Source organism: Porphyromonas sp. KLE 1280, assembly GCF_000700805.1.
Classification (GTDB): domain Bacteria; phylum Bacteroidota; class Bacteroidia; order Bacteroidales; family Porphyromonadaceae; genus Porphyromonas; species Porphyromonas pasteri.
Map to the genome: position 1 here is coordinate 691,755 of NZ_KL362962.1, position 18,086 is coordinate 709,840.

An 18,086-nucleotide genomic window follows, 5' to 3' on the forward strand; every position below is an offset into this window, starting at 1 on the left:
TCGATTTACTTATTCCACTTCTTCGATCGCTTCATCTTGCGTCGATCCTCTTCGTCGGACGAGCTGTGGATGGGATCTATTATATTTTGTTTCTTATCACTTACAGTGCTTTTACCCACTATGAGAACGAACTCTCCTCGGGGCTCATGCTCCGTGAAGTGCTGGATGACCTCCGCGAGGCTTCCACGAACCACTTCCTCATAGAGTTTAGAGATCTCTCGGACTGCAGCGACCTTTGTCTCTGCTCCCATGTGTTCGGAGAGTTGCTCTAATGTCTTAACGATTCTATGTGGAGATTCGTACAGTATGGTTGTATAGTCTGAAGATGCTATGGTCTGCAGTTTCGTCTGCCTACCCTTCTTCACAGGGAGGAACCCCTCAAAAACGAAGCGATCAGAAGGTAGGCCCGAGACGACCAAAGCAGGGACGAAGGCGGTTGCGCCAGGAAGGCATTCCACCTCGATCCCTCGCTCAATACAAGCATGCACCAAGAGATACCCCGGATCCGAAATAGCTGGTGTACCAGCATCTGTGATCAAAGCCACCTCACCCTCTTGCTCAATACGTTCACACAGGCGTTCGAGAGCCTGATGCTCATTGTACTTATGGTAGCTCTGCATCGGACACTTAATCTCATAGTGCTGTAGGAGTAGCCCTGAGGTACGAGTGTCTTCGGCCAATATGAGCGAGACTCTCTTTAGTACATTGAGAGCCCGCAGGGTGATATCCTCAAGGTTTCCGATCGGAGTCGGTACGAGTATGAGCTTAGGCATCGTGGAGGCTAATGCTTTTTCTTCTTAGTGATGAGCTCGGTGAATAGCTTCGTCCAGCGCTGCATGACGGACTCTTCCGAGAAGCGTACGGAGAGTTCTTTCGCTCTTTTCCCCATCTTCTTGCGCAACTCATCACCTTGAATCAGACGGATGATCCCCTCCGCCAGCTTATGATAATCCTCAAGCTCCTCTACAAGGATACCAGTTTCGCCATTGATAATGATATCACGGGGCCCACAAGGGCAAGCGTAAGAGACGTTCGGCACACCACAAGCATTCGCTTCTGCAAGAGCCATTGAAAAGCCCTCATGGCGAGAACTCACAACCGAGATAGATGAGTCCATATACTCCTTCTGCATATCAGAAGACTCTAAGCGGTCAATACTATCTCTCAGCTGGAGCTTATCAATGATAGGATCAAGCTTCTCCAGTCCCTGGCCACAGATCTTCAAGCGCCAGTCGGGACAAGCTGCATGTACGATTGCCCAAGCCTCAACTAAGTTTTCAAAATTCTTCTGTACACCATGGCGTCCAGAGGAAATCACCTTCTTTACATCAAGAGTGGCACTCTCAACTGGAGCGAATGTATTCCCATTAGGTATGCAGATCGTATTGGGGACGTCCCAGTTCGGTATATCCTCCTGGGTCAAGACTACGAACTGATCAAAGCGTCGAACCAGCTTAATATCGAGCCAATTCTGGAGTTTACCTAAGAGCCCCTTTCTGGAGAAGGTCCAAGTATAGCGGGCACCATGTGCCTCCAAGACCTTAGCACTTCCATCCTTGATAAAGGGTAAGAAGAAGATCTCCTTACCATACATAGAGACCACTATATCAGGACGAATCTCCATCAGAGTTCGCTTCATCCGGACATAATGACGAATGAGGAAGCCAGGCAACTTCATCGCCTTCTGTAGTATGCCAAGCTGGTCTGCTCCAATGTACCCAATGGCATAGTCCACCGTCTTTACCCTCGGATCCATCTCATAGTAAGATGGATTCCCGTCTTGATCCGCAGTTAAAATATACACGTCATGCCCGTGCTTAACCCAGTAGTTCATCTTATTTATCAGCACGCGAGTCTGGCCTCCAGCGTACCAAGTATTATTTAAAACGTAGGCAATTTTCATAAGAGGGGTTACTTTACGAGTTCATTAAATAGCGATAGCCACTGGGGCATGATAACATCAAGGTCATAGCGGTGCGAGGCTACTTCTGCTGCTTGTCCCATATGACGACGGAGCTCTTCATCACGCATTAGCGTTCGAAGACGCTCTGCAAAAGTCTCCTGATCATAGAGGGGAACCAAGAAACCATCCTTACCATCAGTGATTATATCGCAAGGCCCACTAGGGCACATATAGGAGACCGCGGGCAGACCAACTGACTGAGCTTCGAGGAGGACCATAGGGAGTCCTTCATAATGTGAGGTCATCAGATAGACCGAGGAGGAGGCATAAGCCGTCTCCATATCGCTCACAGCTCCCTCAAAGGAGACTTGAGTGGCAATCCCCAACTCTTTTGCCTGACGCTTCAAGCCATCAAGCATCCAGCCACTACCATATAGATGCAGTTGCCATTCGGGGAAGTCAGGTGCGACACGTGACCAGATCTGAAGGAGCTCAGGAAAATTCTTCTGATACTCCATACGCCCCACAGCGATGAGATGCTTAGCTGACACATCGGCTCGCTTTTGGGGAGAGAAAGGAAGGGCATTGGGAATAACACTCAGGTTAGAAAAGCCCTTCCAAAGAGGCTTTTCTTCATGAGTAAGGATAACGAAGCGATCATAGCGAGCAGCGACGCGCTCCTGCTGGGCTACACGAAGCCGCCCAATGAAGCGCCTCAACTTACTCCCCGCAGGATGCATAAGCACTGCTGTAGCCTTGGCTGAATGTAACTCAAGGATCTTTCGACTACCATCCTTCAGGTCGGGGAGGAAGTTAGCTTCCTGACGCCAGACAGAGACGGTGATATCAGCATGCAATCGCTTGAGCTCAGCCTCCAAGCGAGCCTTATGCTGGGAGCGTAACTGATACGTCTTCCAGTAGCGCTTCCAAGGGGAGAGTTCATCAAACTGATCGTAATTCAGCCCTAGATCAACTCGCTCTACACGCTCATCAATAGGGAAAAAGTCAGGACGACCAGCCTGATCCGTAGTGATGATACAAGCTTCATAGCCATGGTTCACAAGGTAGTTCACCTTATTGGCGATGACTCGCTCGATCCCTCCGGACTTAAACATCGCAGAGATACAGTAGACGATCTTCATTGGCTTATATTTCTGATATGTTAATGCACAAAGTTAGCTCTTTCCTCGTACTACCCTATTTATTCATTCGCTTGATGAGGCTGTAGGCCTTGTAGAGCCCCAACTCACCAGCACGACTTAGGTCGCGAGTACCTTCCTTGACCTTCCCTTCGGAATAGTAGAGAAGGCCGCGATTGAAGTAGCTTTCAGCAAAGAGCGGGTTGAGCTCAATCGCCTTGGTATAGTCTTGCTTTGCTCGCTCTACATCCCCCGTCTTAGCATATAGGTTCGCCCGATTATAGTAGGCAAAGGCGAATGTCGGAGCCTGAGTGATGACCTGATTAAGGTCAGTCAAGGGGGAGTATTCGACGACTCTCGTTGGGGTAGGTGCGGGGAGGGGGAGCTCTGCTGGTGCCGTAGCCTTAGCCCCCGTAGCAGCAGCTCTTACTTGAGGTGCAGAAGGAGTAGACTGCTCGACAGGGCGTCCACGCTCAGCCTCACTCCGACGAAGTGACGCGATGGAGCGAGCATAGTAGGCTAAAGTAAATGATGGGTCACTCTCTATAGCTTCGGTAAGAGCTGATATCGCAGCACCGAGATCCTGCAGGAGGAGATGGTCAATACCCTTAAGGAAGGAGAGCTGCGCAGTCTTCTCGGCCTGAGCATTCAGCTGGCTGAGATGCTTCTGCACCTCATCCACCTCTGCCATACTCAGACTACTCCCCTGCTCACGGAGCACAAGACGGAGTGCACGCTTATCCTGATGCAGACGCTGTGTATTGAGGCGATCCAAGAGCGGAGCAAAGTAGACCTGGCCCTGGTTCCCATCCTTATCTATCTCAGTGAAGTATGAGAGAGTCAGATCACGACGAGGCGTCATCTGCGTCTCCTGATCCTGGATACGGCCTCGGATCTGGCTGGTATATCTGGGCTTGTCCTTGACGGGCTCTGGAGCTGTCTCGACGAGCATATTGTACTTCTCGATCGCTTTATCCTCTCGGCTACGCGTCTCCTTGCCATCCTTAGCGGGACGAGAAGCGGAGGCGGCACGATTGCGATAGCTCTTGCTATTCTGCAGGTCAAAGAGATGAAGTTCGTCGCGTGTAGCTCCCTTGACATCACCCATCTTACGGCGGACCTCCGCACGCGCCATGAAGCCTTCAGCAAAGATAGGATAGCGCTTGAGGACGATATTGAGATCCTCTAAGGAAGAGCGAAGATTCCCTAAGCGAAGATGTAGGAGTGCACGGTTGTAGCGCGCGATGTAGTGGTCTGGCTCAAGCTGTAGGAGCTTATCCCAGTCCTGAATAGCCAAGCTATACTCCCCTACCTGCGTACGCAGTAGCGCACGATTGTTGAGAGCAGCACGGTCATTCGGCTCGAGGCGTAGTCCCTCAGAGTAGTCACTCATGGCACCTCGCAGGTCATTGAGGTGATAGCGCATGATCGCTCTATTGACATAGAGGTTGGCATCACCTGCATCCTGAGCTAACACGCGATCAAGCGCACGAATACTCGTCTTATAATCCTTGCGCTCGGCTGCTATCTGGGCACGGAGGAGGTGAGCTGGTAGGTAGGTCGAGTCCTTCGCCAGCAGGTAGTCCACCTGCCGTGTAGCGCTAACTGTATCCTTTCGCTCCAGGGCTGACTGTGCTAAGATGCGATAAGCATCCTTGTTCTTCGGATCGATCTCCAGCAGACGCTGGGCAGCACTATCTGCCGCCGCATACCGCTTATCCTGCAGTAGGGCTATGGACAAGTTGTACTGAAGTCCCACATCTCGCGGGGAGAGCTCGAGTCCTCGACGGAAGTCCTCGACTGCTGGAGTATACTCCTTCTGCGAGAAGCGAGCGATCCCACGTAGAAGGTAGGCACGAGGAAAGATCGGGTTACGCTCAAGAGCCAGCGAAGCATCAGCCTCAGCACCGGCATAGTCATCAAGGTTGATCTTCGCCACAGCCCTATAGAAGTAGGGCTCAGCCATCCAGGGGCGCAAGCCGATGATCTGGTTGAAATACCCCATCGAGACGATATAGTCATTGAAGTAGATCGCATTGCGTCCGATCGAAAGCGCCTGCTCGACATCGATCTGTGCACGGAGCGTAGAGGCAGATAGGAGGAGGGCAAGGGCCGCAAGTGTGTACTTCTTCATATATCGGCTATCTCGTAGTGTGGGAGTGAAGGCTGAGGCACGAGGAGCCCACAGCCCAAGGATTACTTACGCTTCTGTGGAGCGGTGACGACACGATAGTGTGCCGACACCTTGCCCTTCTGCATATTAGCAAGCTTGCCCTTGATGAGCTGCTTGCGGATGGTCGCGATCTTATCAATGAAGAGGACGCCCTCGATGTGGTCATACTCGTGCTGGATCACACGAGCGGCAAAGCCCGTGTACGTCTCACGATGGGGCAGGAAGTGTGCATCCAGATACTCGATAGTGATCGTCGCTGGGCGCGTGACCTTCTCATTGATACCAGGGATGCTGAGGCAACCCTCATTCTCGGCGAGGGTCTCTTCACTACTCTCGACGATGCGAGCATTGATGAAGGTCTGCTTGAGCCCCTTGCACTCGGGGAAGGTCTCTGCCATAGGATCGGCATCGATGACGAAGAGGCGGATAGCACGACCGATCTGAGGGGCGGCTAAGCCAATGCCATCAGAGAAATACATGGTCTCCCACATATCTTCAATGAGGGTGCTCAGGCCTTCGTAGTCGGCGGTAATATCTTGCCCGACCTCACGCAGGACGGGGTGTCCATATATATATATAGGTAGCTTCATCGTAGGGATGATTAGGTGATACTATTTGAATGGTAGGTGAATTGCCCCGAGACCATCACGGCTCTCAAGGTAGCTTTGCAGGATAATGACAGCGCTGACCTCGTCGACGAGCCCTTTATCCTGCTCACGGCGCTTCTTGCCAATCCCCGCTTCACGTATAGCACGCTGTGCCAGAGTCGAGGTGAAGCGCTCATCTTGATACTCAATAGGGACAGAGGGCAAGGCCTTACGGAGCTTCTCTACAAAGGGGCGGATATACTTCATCGAGGCAGACTCCTCATTATTCATCTGTCGGGGATAGCCGATGATGATACGCTCCACAGACTCACGCTGTACGTAGTCTGTGACGAAGGCGAGGAGCTGATGCGTCGGGTGTGTCCCGAGCCCCCCCGGGGTGATCTGGAGAGGATCAGTGACTGCGACACCGCAGCGCTTCTGTCCGTAGTCGATAGCGAGTATTCGTCCCATAGTTTGGGTCAAAGATACGGAAAACTACCTGCTCTCTGCCTCTCGCGCTCGCCACCACCCTAAAGCAAACTGGCTCCCTATCCTCGTGTTGGATAGGGAGCCAGGGAAGTATATCAGCCTACGCAAGATCACTGGATAGGCTTCTTAGAGAAGGGGCGGATATAAGCCTTCAGCTTACTTTGGTCTGCGGCGGAGTAAGCTTCACCCTTTGCATTAGCGACAGAGTCAGCGCCCTACGGACCACGATTACTGGAGATACTCTCACCATAGAAGTAGAGCCAACTTGGTGTAGAACCTGCACCATGGATCCAATAGAAGAGAGAGTTACTTGAGCCAGTTGATCGCTATCATCCTGGCTACAAGAAGCGAGGAGAGTGCCGAAGAGACCAGCAAATAAGAGAACTTTTTTCAAGACACAATCAGGGATAAATTTGATTCTAATTCACACATAGTATAGTACTGAGTTGTGGGAGTGGAGACTGGTACTCAATTCATACCCAGCGCCACTTACAGTCCCATGCGGACATAGAGTGGTAGCAGTTTTTCAAGCCCAAAGACTCAAAGCACAAAAAACCAATTTGTGTGCAAAGACACTATGATCCAGAAACATACTCCAATAGACAGCAACTATTAAATTATAGACACAGCACGTTAAATACCATTAAAGCAAGCAGCATTCTTGTGAAGGAAAAAGCTGCTTTCCGTAGTGGTGCTTCCTCATCCATGCACGTAGTCGTAAAGACCAGGTACGAAAATCTTAAAGTCCACATACGTGGATCTAAGGACCACGTACGTAGACGAAGCTTATCAGCCATTCGTCCGCTACTTCTACTCGTACTCGTAGGAAGGCTTTCCATGACTGTCTCCAGCTTTTCCTTCGCAGGAACGAACCACCACTAAGTAGTACTGCAGTGCAACATTCATTCATAAAACACTGTAGGATAGCCTCTTCTTACAGAAAATTGCATCGGTCTAACACCGAACGATAGGAATACCCATTATCCGAAAGCCGTAGAGGACAGCTCCTCTCTCAGGGGAAAGACGTATCTTTGTGGAAGAGAAAAAGTTTTGCCACGAGCGACATGTCTAAGCAATATACTATCCCTGAGATCCTCAGCGCTGAGATCGAAGCGCTGCGTACCATTCCACAAGACAATGACTACGAAGCAGCTATCCGCCTGATCCTGGAGCACGTGCATCAGGGTGGTGGTCGCCTCATCACCTCAGGTATGGGGAAGGCTGGACAGATCGCTCACAACATCGCGACGACCTTCAGCTCTACGGGGACGCCCGCTTACTTCCTCCATCCGAGCGAAGCACAGCATGGTGACCTCGGGATGGTCTGCGAGAGCGATGTGATGCTCTTGATCAGCAACTCAGGCAAGACACGCGAGGTACTGGAGCTTGTCGCCCTCACACGGCGCATGTATCCCCGCCTACCCTTCATCCTCATCACGGGTAATAGCGAGAGTCCACTCTCTCAGCTCGTCGATGTCACCCTCTCCACGGGCAACCCTGCAGAGGTATGCCCTCTGGGGCTGACGCCTACGACGAGTACGACCGTGATGACGGTGCTCGGTGACCTCTTGGTAGTGAGTGTAATGCAGCGCATCGGCTTCACCTACCACGACTACTCACTACGCCACCATGGTGGCTACCTCGGGGACAAGAGCCGCGAGCTCGTCTCTCCCGAGACAGAGAAGAAGTAGTCTCCACCGCAGGGCGCCCACGCACAGCTCGGGAGAGCTGGACGCATTCCGATGGGCCTCCCGCACTCTATTTTATGATTTATGTATGCACTCATCGAGGTCAGGCTGATGGACTTCACCATAGAGCATACGTCCACGATCCCTCTACCCCTCACGGGGCGGACGGATGCTTACTTATCAGTTACATTAGATGACATTCGAAGAATTAGGGGTAAGTGCCCCTATCTGCCAAGCCGTTCGTGAGCTTGGCTATGAACAGCCCATGCCGGTGCAAGAGGCTGTGATCCCTTACCTCTTAGGGGCCCCCATTGACCTCATCGCCCTGGCCCAGACGGGGACGGGGAAGACGGCAGCCTTTGGCCTACCCCTCCTGCAGAACGTAGAGCGAAGCCTTCAGGCTCAGCCCAACGATGGTGTAGCTACACCACGTGCCCTCGTCCTCTGCCCTACCCGCGAGCTCTGTCTGCAGATCGCTGACGACCTCACGGCTTATAGCAAGCACCTCCCCTCGGTACGCATCCTGCCCGTCTATGGGGGCTCGTCCATTGAGGCACAGATACGCACACTTCGCCGTGGGGTAGAGGTCATCGTAGCTACCCCAGGGCGACTCATTGACCTGATGGAGCGAGGTGCAGCTAGCCTAGATGCCATCGAGACCGTAGTCCTCGACGAAGCGGACGAGATGCTCACCATGGGCTTCTCCGAGAGCCTGCAGACGATCCTAGCGCAAGTGCCTCAGGAGCGCCACCTCCTGCTCTTCTCCGCTACGATGCCCCGAGAGATCAGCTCCATCGCTGCCTCCTACATGCACGAGCCTAAGGAGATCATCGTCGGGACGAAGAACGAAGGCAACAAGAATATCCGTCACTATTACTACGTCGTCTCCGCTCGGCACAAGTATCTTGCCCTGAAGCGCATCGCCGACTACTACCCCGATATCTATGGGATCATCTTCTGCCGTACGCGTAAGGAGACGCAGGAGATCGCCGACCAGCTCATCCGTGATGGCTACAATGCTGATGCCCTCCATGGCGAGCTCTCGCAGGCACAGCGTGACTATGTGATGCAGAAGTTCCGCATCCGCAATCTACAGCTCCTCGTCGCTACCGACGTGGCAGCTCGCGGGCTGGACGTGAACGACCTCACGCACGTCATCCACTACGGCCTACCTGATGACATCGAGAGCTATACCCACCGCAGTGGCCGTACGGCACGTGCAGGGAAGATGGGTATCTCCATCGCTATCTGTCACAGCCGTGAGCGTGGTCGCCTGCGTGACATCGAGCGCATCTCGCATGCCACCATCGAGCGTAAGCACCTCCCCACAGGTCAAGCGATCTGCGAGAAGCAGCTCTTCCATCTAGCAGACCGCATCGAGCGTGTCGAGCTTACCGAGGATACGACGCTCGACACCGTGCTTCCCGAGCTAGTCCGCAAGCTCGACTGGATCGACCGCGAGGAACTTGTGCGCCGACTGATGCTCCTCGAGCATCGTCGCCTGCTCGACTACTACGAGAGCGAAGAGGCGATCGAGGAGGCCGATGACAAGGGCCGCCTCTCGGGCGAAGGTAAGGAAGGCAAGAAGCGTGACAAGCGCAATGCCGTAGCCGAGGAAGGGATGAAGCGCCTCTTCATCAACTTCGGTAAGCTCGACCGCATGTTCCCCAACAAGCTCATTGAGCTGATCAACAAGTGCGTCCCTGGGCGCGTGAAGATCGGTAAGATCGACCTACTCCCACGCTTTGCCTTCTTCGAAGTTGAGGAAGCTGATGCTCAGGAGGTCATTCGCTCAATGAGCAGCTACGAGGTCGATGGCCGCCGTATCGCAGTCGACTATGCCGATGCCATGGGCAGTGGCGACGGCAAGAACGAACGCCGCAGTCGTCGCAATCAAGACTTTACTCCCGAGCGCAAGTCCTACCGCAAGGGGAGTAAGAGTAGCGAGGGGGCCTTCGACAAATACAAGGGAGGTAAGAGCTCAAAGGGAGGCAAGAAGAAGAACCGCTGGTAAGCGTGTATATCATCTATAGTCCCTCCCTCCGTTATAGATACATCATGGTAGATAGGCTTTCTACCGCTGTATATTTAGTACACACGAACGAATTATGAAGAAGATGATCATCGCAGCCGTTGCGCTGCTTGCCAGCACCTTCGCAGTGCAAGCTCAGGGAGTCCATCCCCGTCTCGAAGTCGCAGGGAACTTCTCCACGAATATCGCTAAAGACGCCAATGGCTACTCTGTCAAGGACTACAAGACTCGTCCAGGCTTCCGCGTCGCTGGGGCTGTCGAAGTTGGTCTCCTTGGCCCGCTCTATATCGCTCCTGGTGTCGCCTTCCAGCAGAACGGGAGTAAGCTGGGCGACCAGACGACGACGCTGAACTATCTGAGCGTACCCGTCAACCTCGGTCTACGCCTAGGCCTCGGGGGCTTAGCTGTATCGCTCGAAGGGGGCCCATCGTTCTCCTACGGTATCTCCTCCAGCTCTACCGCTAAGGATGTCCTCCTCGACTTCCAGAATGGTGGCCTCAAGCGCTTCGAGACGGGCATCAATGCTTCAGTAGCAGTACACCTCAGTAGCCTGTACTTCCGACTGGGGTCGGACATTGGTCTGACGAACATCTACAAGCAGAAGGCCAGTGAAGCAAGCCTCAAGAACGCTTCCTTCTATTTCGGTGTCGGTCTGCGCTTCTAAGAAGCACGCCATCCTCTCTTAGAGATTGCAGACCCTCCCGCCCCGATAAAGGAGGCGGGAGGGTCTGCACTCTTATCTCCTACTACTATTATTAATATGTAGGAGTGAACCGCATGAGTTGCATCCGGTTTATATAATATATGAATACAAGCTCCTCCCGCCCCAAGAAGGGCGATCGCATTGACTTCATCCTCCAGCTGTGGTTCTTCGTACTGGCCATCGGCTCTATCGTTGCTTTCTTTGCCTGTCGTAGTACCTATCCCCTACTCTTTCAGAGCCTCGGGATGGCAGCTATCGTCATACGCGTCATCTACTACGTGAAGCTCCTCCTGCTCTCACGGCGTGACGACAAGCGAAAGTAAGTACCTCCACGAAGCCCCCAGCCTATATTATATACCTTTACTCACATGCATAAGACTGCTATGGAGCGCCCTTACAAGGCGCTCTTCATCGATATTGACAATACGCTTCTGACCTTCCGTCCCTCAGCTGAGAGAGCTTTTCGGAAGACCTTCGAAGCTATGGGCATTACCTACGAGCCGAGCTACTACGAAGTCTATTATTGGATCGGCGATGTACTCTGGACGCAGCAGCAGCGCCAACAGATAACCGTACAGGAGATCCACGACACAATCTTCCATCGTCTCTTAGCAGCACTCGCCATCGACGCGGATGCGGATGCCTTCGGGAAGTTCTTCCATCAGCAGCTCCACGAAGAAGCCATCCTGGAGCCAGAAGCCGCTGAAGCACTCAGCTATCTCAGCGAGCGCTACAAGCTCTATGTCGCCTCCAATGGTATCCTCGAGATGCAGCGTTCTCGTCTGCAGGTCGCAGGGATCCTGCACTACTTCTCCGACCTCTTCGTCTCAGATGACATCGGGGCAGAGAAGCCTGCCGAGGCCTTCTTTGAGGAAGCCATGCGACGAAGCGGCGTAGCCCCCAATGAAGTGCTCTTCATCGGAGACAGCCTCCAGGCTGATATGATGGGCGCCCTTCGCAGTGGTATCGACCGCTGCTGGTACAATAGCCACGCCGCCCCAGTACCTGAGAGCCTCCCCTTGAACTACGTCATCCAGCACCTGAGCGAAGTGAAGACCTTCCTCTAAGAGCATCGTCTCATCGCCATAGCGCAAAGAAAGAAGTCAAAGCCTATGGCAAGCTCACCTCCCTCATTCGGCCTTTTGCCTATCCTCTAAAGCGACTTCCCCCGACGGATCCGTAGATCCGTCGGGGGAAGTTGCTTTATTACGCTACGAAATCATCCGTCTCACAGCTCACAAAGGAGTCTAAAGAATTCGTATCTTTGCGCTGGCTACGCCACTAAGAGAGCAGAATTACGAGCCTTCTTGATGGTGGCGTTGACTGAAAAAATGGCTCAGTAGCTTAGTTGAATAGAGCGTCAGATTCCGGTTCTGAAGGTCGAGGGTTTGAGTCCCTCCTGGGTCACATCCGCAGAGCTCCTTGAGTTCGTTTCTGCGAACCGAGAAGAATGCGTATCTTTGCAGCGATCTTAGGAGGATGGAGCGAGTCTCCTCTTCTCGTGATCGACCATAGGAGAGATGGCAGAGTGGTCGAATGTGGCGGTCTCGAAATCCGTTGTACCGCAAGGTACCGGGGGTTCGAATCCCTCTCTCTCCGCAATAAAGGGTGTAAATCAGCAGGTTATGCGACTTACACCCTTTCTACACCCAGAAATATCGATAGCCTATAAGACGATAAACGAGCCCTTGGAGCTTCTTGATGGAGCCCAAAGGGCTCGGCTTATTTTCCCACATTCTCCTAATACATCCTCCCCCTTCCTGGGCTATTCGGGCGTGCTCATTTCGCCTATACATTTGCAGTGTCAGAGCTATTCAAGACCATGCTTGAAGACTCTCGAAGACTCATAAAGACACATTCAATTGGATTGACACCGCAACGTATAAGCAACTATGACACTACACGAACTCCTCGAGAAGCCCGTATGGCAGATGACGGGTGAAGAACTACTCTTCCTCACCCAACAGAAAGTAATGCAACCAGAGGGAGCAGAATCCGAGATGTCTTCCGCCAAAGAAGAAAGACACTTCGTTTATGGACTATCTGGGCTTGCCCGACTTTTTGGGTGTAGCCTCCCCACGGCCAATCGCATCAAGCAGAGTGGAAAGATCGATCGGGCTATCACGCAAGTCGGACGAAAGATCATCGTTGATGCAGACCTCGCCCTTGAGCTAGCAGGACGCAAATCAGGAGGACGCAGATGAATGCTTTCACCCAGTCCTGCGATCCATCACCCGATATGGAGGAGGTATGGAGACGCTCGCTCATCCGAGTAACAGACGAATTCACCCTCCCTCCCGTAGTGCTCCGTGTGGATGATGCAATCATTGGTACGCTCGGCAACTTCAGCGTCTCTACAGGAAAAGCCAAGGCTAAGAAGACCTTCAACGTCTGTGCGCTGGTGGCGGCAGCCCTCATCAATGGCCAGGTGCTAGAATATCGAGCGAGCTTTCCTGAGACCAAGCGCAACATTCTCTACTTCGACACCGAACAAAGCCCCTATCATTGCCAGCTCGTCATGCAGCGCATCTTACACTTGGCTGGACTTCCTCTTGACCGTGAACCCCAGCATTTACACTTCAGCCACTTGAGAGCCATCGCTGAGCCCGAGATCCGTAGGGCCATCATTCGATTCGCTACGCCATCTACCACACCCCTGATGTAGGGCTCGTCATCATTGATGGCATCCGTGATCTTATGCATGACATTAACCGCTCCACTGAAGCTACCAAGCTCGTCGGAGACCTAATGCAATGGACAGGCGAGCAGAACATCCATATCCAGACGGTCCTTCATCTCAACAAGGGAGACGACAATGCACGTGGGCACATTGGCACTGAGCTAAACAACAAAGCCGAAAGCGTGCTACTTATTGCCAGAGATAATGCTGACGCTGATAGAAGCATTGTATCCCCGAGGGCTGACGCATAATGTTGCTCGGCGGGCAAACTTGCGTAGCTTGTTCCATCAACACTCACTTTTTTAAGCTATGGAATCCTCTAGCCTCATTAGCAGCCTCAGTCTAATCGACGACCACCGTAGCGATAAGAACAAGCGCTACCCGTTACCTCTCCTTCTTCTCATCGCCTTCTGTGCCAGCATCTCCAAGCATGACTCTTACACCAAGCATGACTACGCCCAAGCACACGAGGCCAGTCTCGGGGAGCTCTACAAGCTGCTCTTCGGGGAGGAGCTCGAGAGCATGTCCCCCCCCCCCACACACATGACACGCTCAATCGAGCCCTGCAAGTCATCCCCCATCAGGGCTTCAAGCGAGCCTATCAGGACTGGAGCGCTGCCCTACTTCGGTGGAACGAAGAGACGCGGCAGATCTGCATCGATGGCAAGACTATGCGTGGCGTCAAGAAGCCCAGCCTTGACACTGGGTCGCACATCGTATCGGCCTATGCCCCTCATCTTCAGCTTGACCTCTCGGTAGGCACCGTGCCCGTCAAGCGCAACGGGCTGGACTCCATCCGTCAGCTTTTGGATGAACTATATGTTGCTGATGCTCTCATTTCCATCGATCCTTTGGGCTGCCAGCGGCAGGTCGCAGAGCAAGGCCTTGAGGTCGGAAGCCACTACCAGCTTCAGGTAAATAGCAATCAACCTACTCTACTCCAAGAGCTCGAAGATAGCTTACCGAGAACAAACAAGGGCTTCACATTCAACAAGAAGGAAGACCTAGGGCATGGGCGCATTGAGACGCGGCAGATGAAGAGCCTTCTCCTAAACCCCGAAATGCTAGAGGACTCCTACGCCTTTAAGGACTGGGCTGGGATCAAAAGCATCCACCAGCTTAGCCGTAAGCGCTACGACAAGCGTTCGGGCAAGGAGACGATAAAGATCTCCTATTGCATTAGTTCGGTGGAAGATAGCAAGCGTGTCTTCCGAGCCATTCGTGATCACTGGAAGATAGAGAACCTGCTGCATTACATGCTGGACGCGTACCTCAGCGAGGACGGTTGGAGCAGGCCTGCAGGCGAAGGGGCCAAGAATATGGAGCTACTGGCCAAGATCGACCTCTTCATCCTGCAGTGCCTCAAGACGAAGCTCGGTAAGTCCATCCCGCACGTACAGATGCTGCTGGCCAAGCTCAACCCGCTACAGCTACTCAACCTAGAGCTCTAGTAAGGAAATACACGATTATGCGCCTGTCCGCACTAAAGAGCTAACATGAAGTGTGAATAATTATTTTTTTGTACCTTTGCAGTGCGATTGAAGAGGTTGGTCGCACTACAAAAGAAAAAATCGAGGATGGCCCATTATCTGCCCTCGCACTCTTTTCATTTTTGCTTTACTAGCACAAACGACACCTCTTCATCTTGGTAGCTATGCTCTCTGACCCATAGTGATCCCTGACGGATCAGCGAGAGAAGCAACTACCCTCTATGGAGTAATCCTAGGAGTCTTGTGCCAAGCTGTATAGTACAAGTACTCTGAAAACGCAATTATACAGCGATTATTAAACAACATTCTATGAAGAAAAGTATTTTGATGCTTGCTTCGCTGGCCCTGCTCAGTGCTTGTAATAAGGAAAGCAATGAGCCAGTCGTAAAGCAGGAACAGAAGGCTAAGAATGGCCTAAGCATCTCGATGAGCGGACAGGTCGACCTCCCAGAAAATCTGGCACGTGGTCTAGAGTTCCAGCCCTTTACGGGCCAGAATGGGAACACTTCGTATACCCCATTCTTTAATGACACGAACATCCCCGCTCTCGTCTGCTTCTACAACGACGAACCAGATGACAACTCTGAGGATGCCCCTTATGTGATGCGTCAGATTGTACTGGGTATAAACAATACGAAAGGCCCTGATGGTCGTATGGTTAGCTCCTTCTACTTCAAGGAAGATCAGATCGACCCAAACCAGAGACTCTTCCAGGATCACCTCAAACCTCATGCACGCCGAGACAAAGCCAAGGTCTACACCGATCCAGAAACCCTAAGAATGACACTCGTCGTAGGATTTGAGGTGTGGGGTGGCAACGTAAGCGCTTGGGATAACCAACCTATGTATACCTCCCGTACTAGATATACACTCCCTACCGACCTCGATCTAACGAAGCCCATCGACTACTGGGTCGCTCAGGGAGCTAAGACAGGCATTACCCGTCCTATCTTCATAGCGTCCGAAGTGAAGCCTACTGGCGTGGTTGACGGCAAGATTGTCTTCTCTAACGTGAAGTTAAGAATGCTCGGCACGATCATCAAGGCCCGAATCCGCAATAACGACAGTGATCCCCATGTAGTCAAAGGGATGAAGATTGACAAAGTCGGCCGTGGTGACCTTGTGTTTGAGCACCCCACTCGTGTACCAATCCCGGACACGAGAAAGAAGAAACTGGTCCCTCCTACGATCGCAACAGATGCAGGGAGCTCATACCATACAGATCGCTTCATCAGCCTCTTCTTCAAAACTCCCAAGCCTCTTGGTCCATTTGAAGAGAAAGAGTGGCTCATATATCTACCACTGTACAAGACTGAATCAGGCGGTAGACTCGAGGGTCCTGTATTCTCCGTAATGTATGACGGTAAGCCTGGATCTGTAGAAACTGGGATTACACAGAGGCTCAAGCCTCTGAAGCAAGATGGACTCATCGTCTCCAACACATTCAATATCAAACGTGGCTAAGCACACAGATGAATATGAACATGCAACAACAGAAAGAGCGCTATCAGCGTCCCGAAGTTACTTTTCTTGAGCTCGAAGGAACTCAGGATATCCTAGTAAACTTCTCCATCAGTGGAAATGTCGAAGACATCGAGGATGCAGGTGAATGGAATGACAATACTATCTAAGTCATCCACTACAGCCAAGAGCCCCACGTAGCTCAGCTACGATAAGCCCAAGCGACTCAGAGTTCACTCCGAAGACAGCTGTCAGGAGTGATGCTCTGAGTCGCTTCTTTTATACCCTCATACCATCCTGTCCCTTCCCTTCTCAGTTCATGCCATACACCCACACTGCACGACAGAGTACCCTTCTCTCAACTATGCAGTGCCGAGTACCCTCACTACCATCAAGTACAATAGGAGAATGCTCCTCTCCTTACTACAGACGGACAGACTCATTACCTGACACGAAGAAGCCCCCTAAAGTTAAAGCAGGAGCTCTAGCCCACACTTATCTTCTCCCCACCAAGGATAGCTAAGGTGCACAAATAGAGACTTAGAGGAGCACAATGGCATGAACGAGTAGTCTTATCGGATGATCACAGTTTCGAGTCTAGGCTCTTGAGCAGCAATGCCACTATGCCAAGCTGTGATTAGCTTGTCACTCCTTCCGTTTGGCTTAGCTACGTCAGTCTTATCCGTAGACCGCCTCGCTGGACTCTACCCAGTGCTTCCAGACCTTCTGCAAGGTAGCTGCCTGAGGAGTGGCTGTCGAAGCTGAGGGGATGAGAAGCTGAGGGGATGATGGGCTTGTCTCCCACCTTGATCTGCTGACTAGCCCAAGGTTTGGGTTCATATATCTTCGAGATCGGCACATTATACTTTCGTGATGCTCTAGATAGCCTCTCCACGCTACACTTCGTGATCACGTATACGTCGATTTCCCTACGCACTTACTCCGATATAAACTAGAAGAAAAAGGGCCATCGAGAGGAATGCTGACGCTGATAGAAGCATCGTATCCCCCGCGATCATTCGTTCAAAGGCTTTTCAGCCATTCGCCTTCAGATTATCAGAAGACGAAGGCATCTGCTTACCGAAGCTGGACAGCGATTATACCGTCCTACACCCACAAGTTGTCGCTTACCAAGAAATCACCTATGAGGAGCACAGCAAAGCCTTACGAGAGGTGTTCGGTCAGTATACCGAATTAGGATATGGCGATCTACTTGCTCGGCTTAGCTCTGCCTACTCTGCTACGACTGGTCATCCATACCGCCAGACGAAGCTCAAAGAGCTCCTTCGCTTCCTCCTCCGCAAAGGAATGGTCATCAAAGAGGGGCGAGGACGCTATCGCTGCAGCTCAGACCGGCGCCACTAAGTCCTTCGATTGGCCGGTCGGTCGCAGGCTATATATACCTGACCATCCGACCAATCATAAATAGAGAATGGTCGGACGGAAGGGGTGCCTATAGTAAACGTCCGACCGACCAAAGAAGAACCGCCAAAGAAAAAACAGCATGCATCTGCACGACATCAAGCAAATCCCCATCGTAGCGTACTTAGCTCGGCTAGCACCGTCTTTTTCTTTGGGAGGAACAACTACCCTAAGGTCACAAGCTCCCTCAATAGAGCTCATCGCCGTACGAGCAGTGAAACACCCCAAGCTCTTGCTGTATCTCGCAAATCGAGAGCTACATCAGCTTGCTCTCTTGACTAGAACTTCACCTAGAAGAGTAAGCAAATAGAGTCCTTCT

15 protein-coding genes, 2 tRNA genes and 3 pseudogenes are annotated in these 18,086 nt (G+C 52.1%); 13 read left to right on the forward strand and 7 right to left on the reverse strand.

The features are described 5' to 3' along the window. Positions 1 to 5: 5 nt before the first annotated feature. From rsmI to ruvX, 6 genes are all read right to left on the reverse strand, one after another. Positions 6 to 773, reverse strand: a complete 768-nt coding sequence (gene rsmI, locus HMPREF1121_RS02675) for a 16S rRNA (cytidine(1402)-2'-O)-methyltransferase (RefSeq protein WP_044114524.1) — start codon at positions 771 to 773, stop codon at positions 6 to 8. Positions 774 to 781: 8 nt separating this feature from the next. Next, positions 782 to 1,903, reverse strand: coding sequence for a glycosyltransferase family 4 protein (locus HMPREF1121_RS02680; protein ID WP_044114525.1), 1,122 nt, complete (start codon positions 1,901 to 1,903; stop codon positions 782 to 784). An 8-nt stretch (positions 1,904 to 1,911) separates the two neighbouring features. Further along, entirely contained in the window at positions 1,912 to 3,045 is a 1,134-nt protein-coding gene (locus HMPREF1121_RS02685) for a glycosyltransferase family 4 protein (RefSeq protein ID WP_044114526.1), read from the reverse strand. A gap of 55 nt (positions 3,046 to 3,100) precedes the next feature. Beyond that, a complete protein-coding gene (locus HMPREF1121_RS02690) occupies positions 3,101 to 5,176 on the reverse strand; it encodes a tetratricopeptide repeat protein (RefSeq protein ID WP_044114527.1) in 2,076 nt (691 codons plus the stop codon). 62 nt (positions 5,177 to 5,238) lie between these two features. Next, on the reverse strand, positions 5,239 to 5,805 hold the full coding sequence (def, locus tag HMPREF1121_RS02695) for a peptide deformylase (protein ID WP_044114528.1): 567 nt from the start codon (positions 5,803 to 5,805) through the stop codon (positions 5,239 to 5,241). A gap of 21 nt (positions 5,806 to 5,826) precedes the next feature. Continuing rightward, on the reverse strand, positions 5,827 to 6,273 hold the full coding sequence (gene ruvX, locus HMPREF1121_RS02700; protein WP_044114529.1) for a Holliday junction resolvase RuvX: 447 nt from the start codon (positions 6,271 to 6,273) through the stop codon (positions 5,827 to 5,829). 1,082 nt (positions 6,274 to 7,355) lie between these two features. Between ruvX and HMPREF1121_RS02705 the strand changes: the two genes are divergently transcribed. The 13 genes and pseudogenes from HMPREF1121_RS02705 (at position 7,356) to HMPREF1121_RS08785 (ending at position 16,515) form a co-directional block, all read left to right on the forward strand. Further along, positions 7,356 to 7,982: an SIS domain-containing protein gene (locus tag HMPREF1121_RS02705; protein WP_044114530.1), complete on the forward strand. Its 627-nt coding sequence runs from the start codon at positions 7,356 to 7,358 to the stop codon at positions 7,980 to 7,982. 190 nt (positions 7,983 to 8,172) lie between these two features. Continuing rightward, positions 8,173 to 9,993, forward strand: coding sequence for a DEAD/DEAH box helicase (locus HMPREF1121_RS02710; RefSeq protein WP_044114531.1), 1,821 nt, complete (start codon positions 8,173 to 8,175; stop codon positions 9,991 to 9,993). A gap of 94 nt (positions 9,994 to 10,087) precedes the next feature. Then, positions 10,088 to 10,675 (forward strand): outer membrane beta-barrel protein, encoded by a 588-nt coding sequence (locus tag HMPREF1121_RS02715; protein ID WP_044114532.1) that lies wholly within the window; start codon positions 10,088 to 10,090, stop codon positions 10,673 to 10,675. Positions 10,676 to 10,815: 140 nt separating this feature from the next. Next, positions 10,816 to 11,037, forward strand: coding sequence for a hypothetical protein (locus HMPREF1121_RS02720; protein ID WP_009433099.1), 222 nt, complete (start codon positions 10,816 to 10,818; stop codon positions 11,035 to 11,037). Between the two features lie 45 nt (positions 11,038 to 11,082). Beyond that, entirely contained in the window at positions 11,083 to 11,781 is a 699-nt protein-coding gene (locus HMPREF1121_RS02725) for a YjjG family noncanonical pyrimidine nucleotidase (RefSeq protein ID WP_052353560.1), read from the forward strand. Between the two features lie 266 nt (positions 11,782 to 12,047). Next, a tRNA-Arg gene (locus HMPREF1121_RS02730) sits at positions 12,048 to 12,121 on the forward strand. Between the two features lie 107 nt (positions 12,122 to 12,228). Next, positions 12,229 to 12,313, forward strand: a tRNA-Ser gene (locus tag HMPREF1121_RS02735). Positions 12,314 to 12,606: 293 nt separating this feature from the next. Continuing rightward, positions 12,607 to 12,918, forward strand: coding sequence for a DUF3853 family protein (locus HMPREF1121_RS02740; protein ID WP_009432097.1), 312 nt, complete (start codon positions 12,607 to 12,609; stop codon positions 12,916 to 12,918). 35 nt (positions 12,919 to 12,953) lie between these two features. Further along, a pseudogene (locus HMPREF1121_RS02745) lies at positions 12,954 to 13,630 on the forward strand (AAA family ATPase); the annotation flags it as partial. A 73-nt stretch (positions 13,631 to 13,703) separates the two neighbouring features. Then, positions 13,704 to 13,886 (forward strand): annotated as a pseudogene (locus HMPREF1121_RS08915) (transposase family protein); the annotation flags it as partial. A 59-nt stretch (positions 13,887 to 13,945) separates the two neighbouring features. Next, positions 13,946 to 14,845, forward strand: a pseudogene (locus HMPREF1121_RS02750) (ISAs1 family transposase); the annotation flags it as partial. Between the two features lie 348 nt (positions 14,846 to 15,193). Then, positions 15,194 to 16,348 (forward strand): hypothetical protein, encoded by a 1,155-nt coding sequence (locus HMPREF1121_RS02755; protein ID WP_044114533.1) that lies wholly within the window; start codon positions 15,194 to 15,196, stop codon positions 16,346 to 16,348. Between the two features lie 20 nt (positions 16,349 to 16,368). Continuing rightward, positions 16,369 to 16,515, forward strand: a complete 147-nt coding sequence (locus HMPREF1121_RS08785; RefSeq protein WP_156946033.1) for a hypothetical protein — start codon at positions 16,369 to 16,371, stop codon at positions 16,513 to 16,515. Positions 16,516 to 17,023: 508 nt separating this feature from the next. Here the strand turns inward: HMPREF1121_RS08785 and HMPREF1121_RS08790 are convergent. Continuing rightward, positions 17,024 to 17,185 (reverse strand): hypothetical protein, encoded by a 162-nt coding sequence (locus tag HMPREF1121_RS08790; protein ID WP_156946034.1) that lies wholly within the window; start codon positions 17,183 to 17,185, stop codon positions 17,024 to 17,026. Positions 17,186 to 18,086 lie beyond the last annotated feature (901 nt).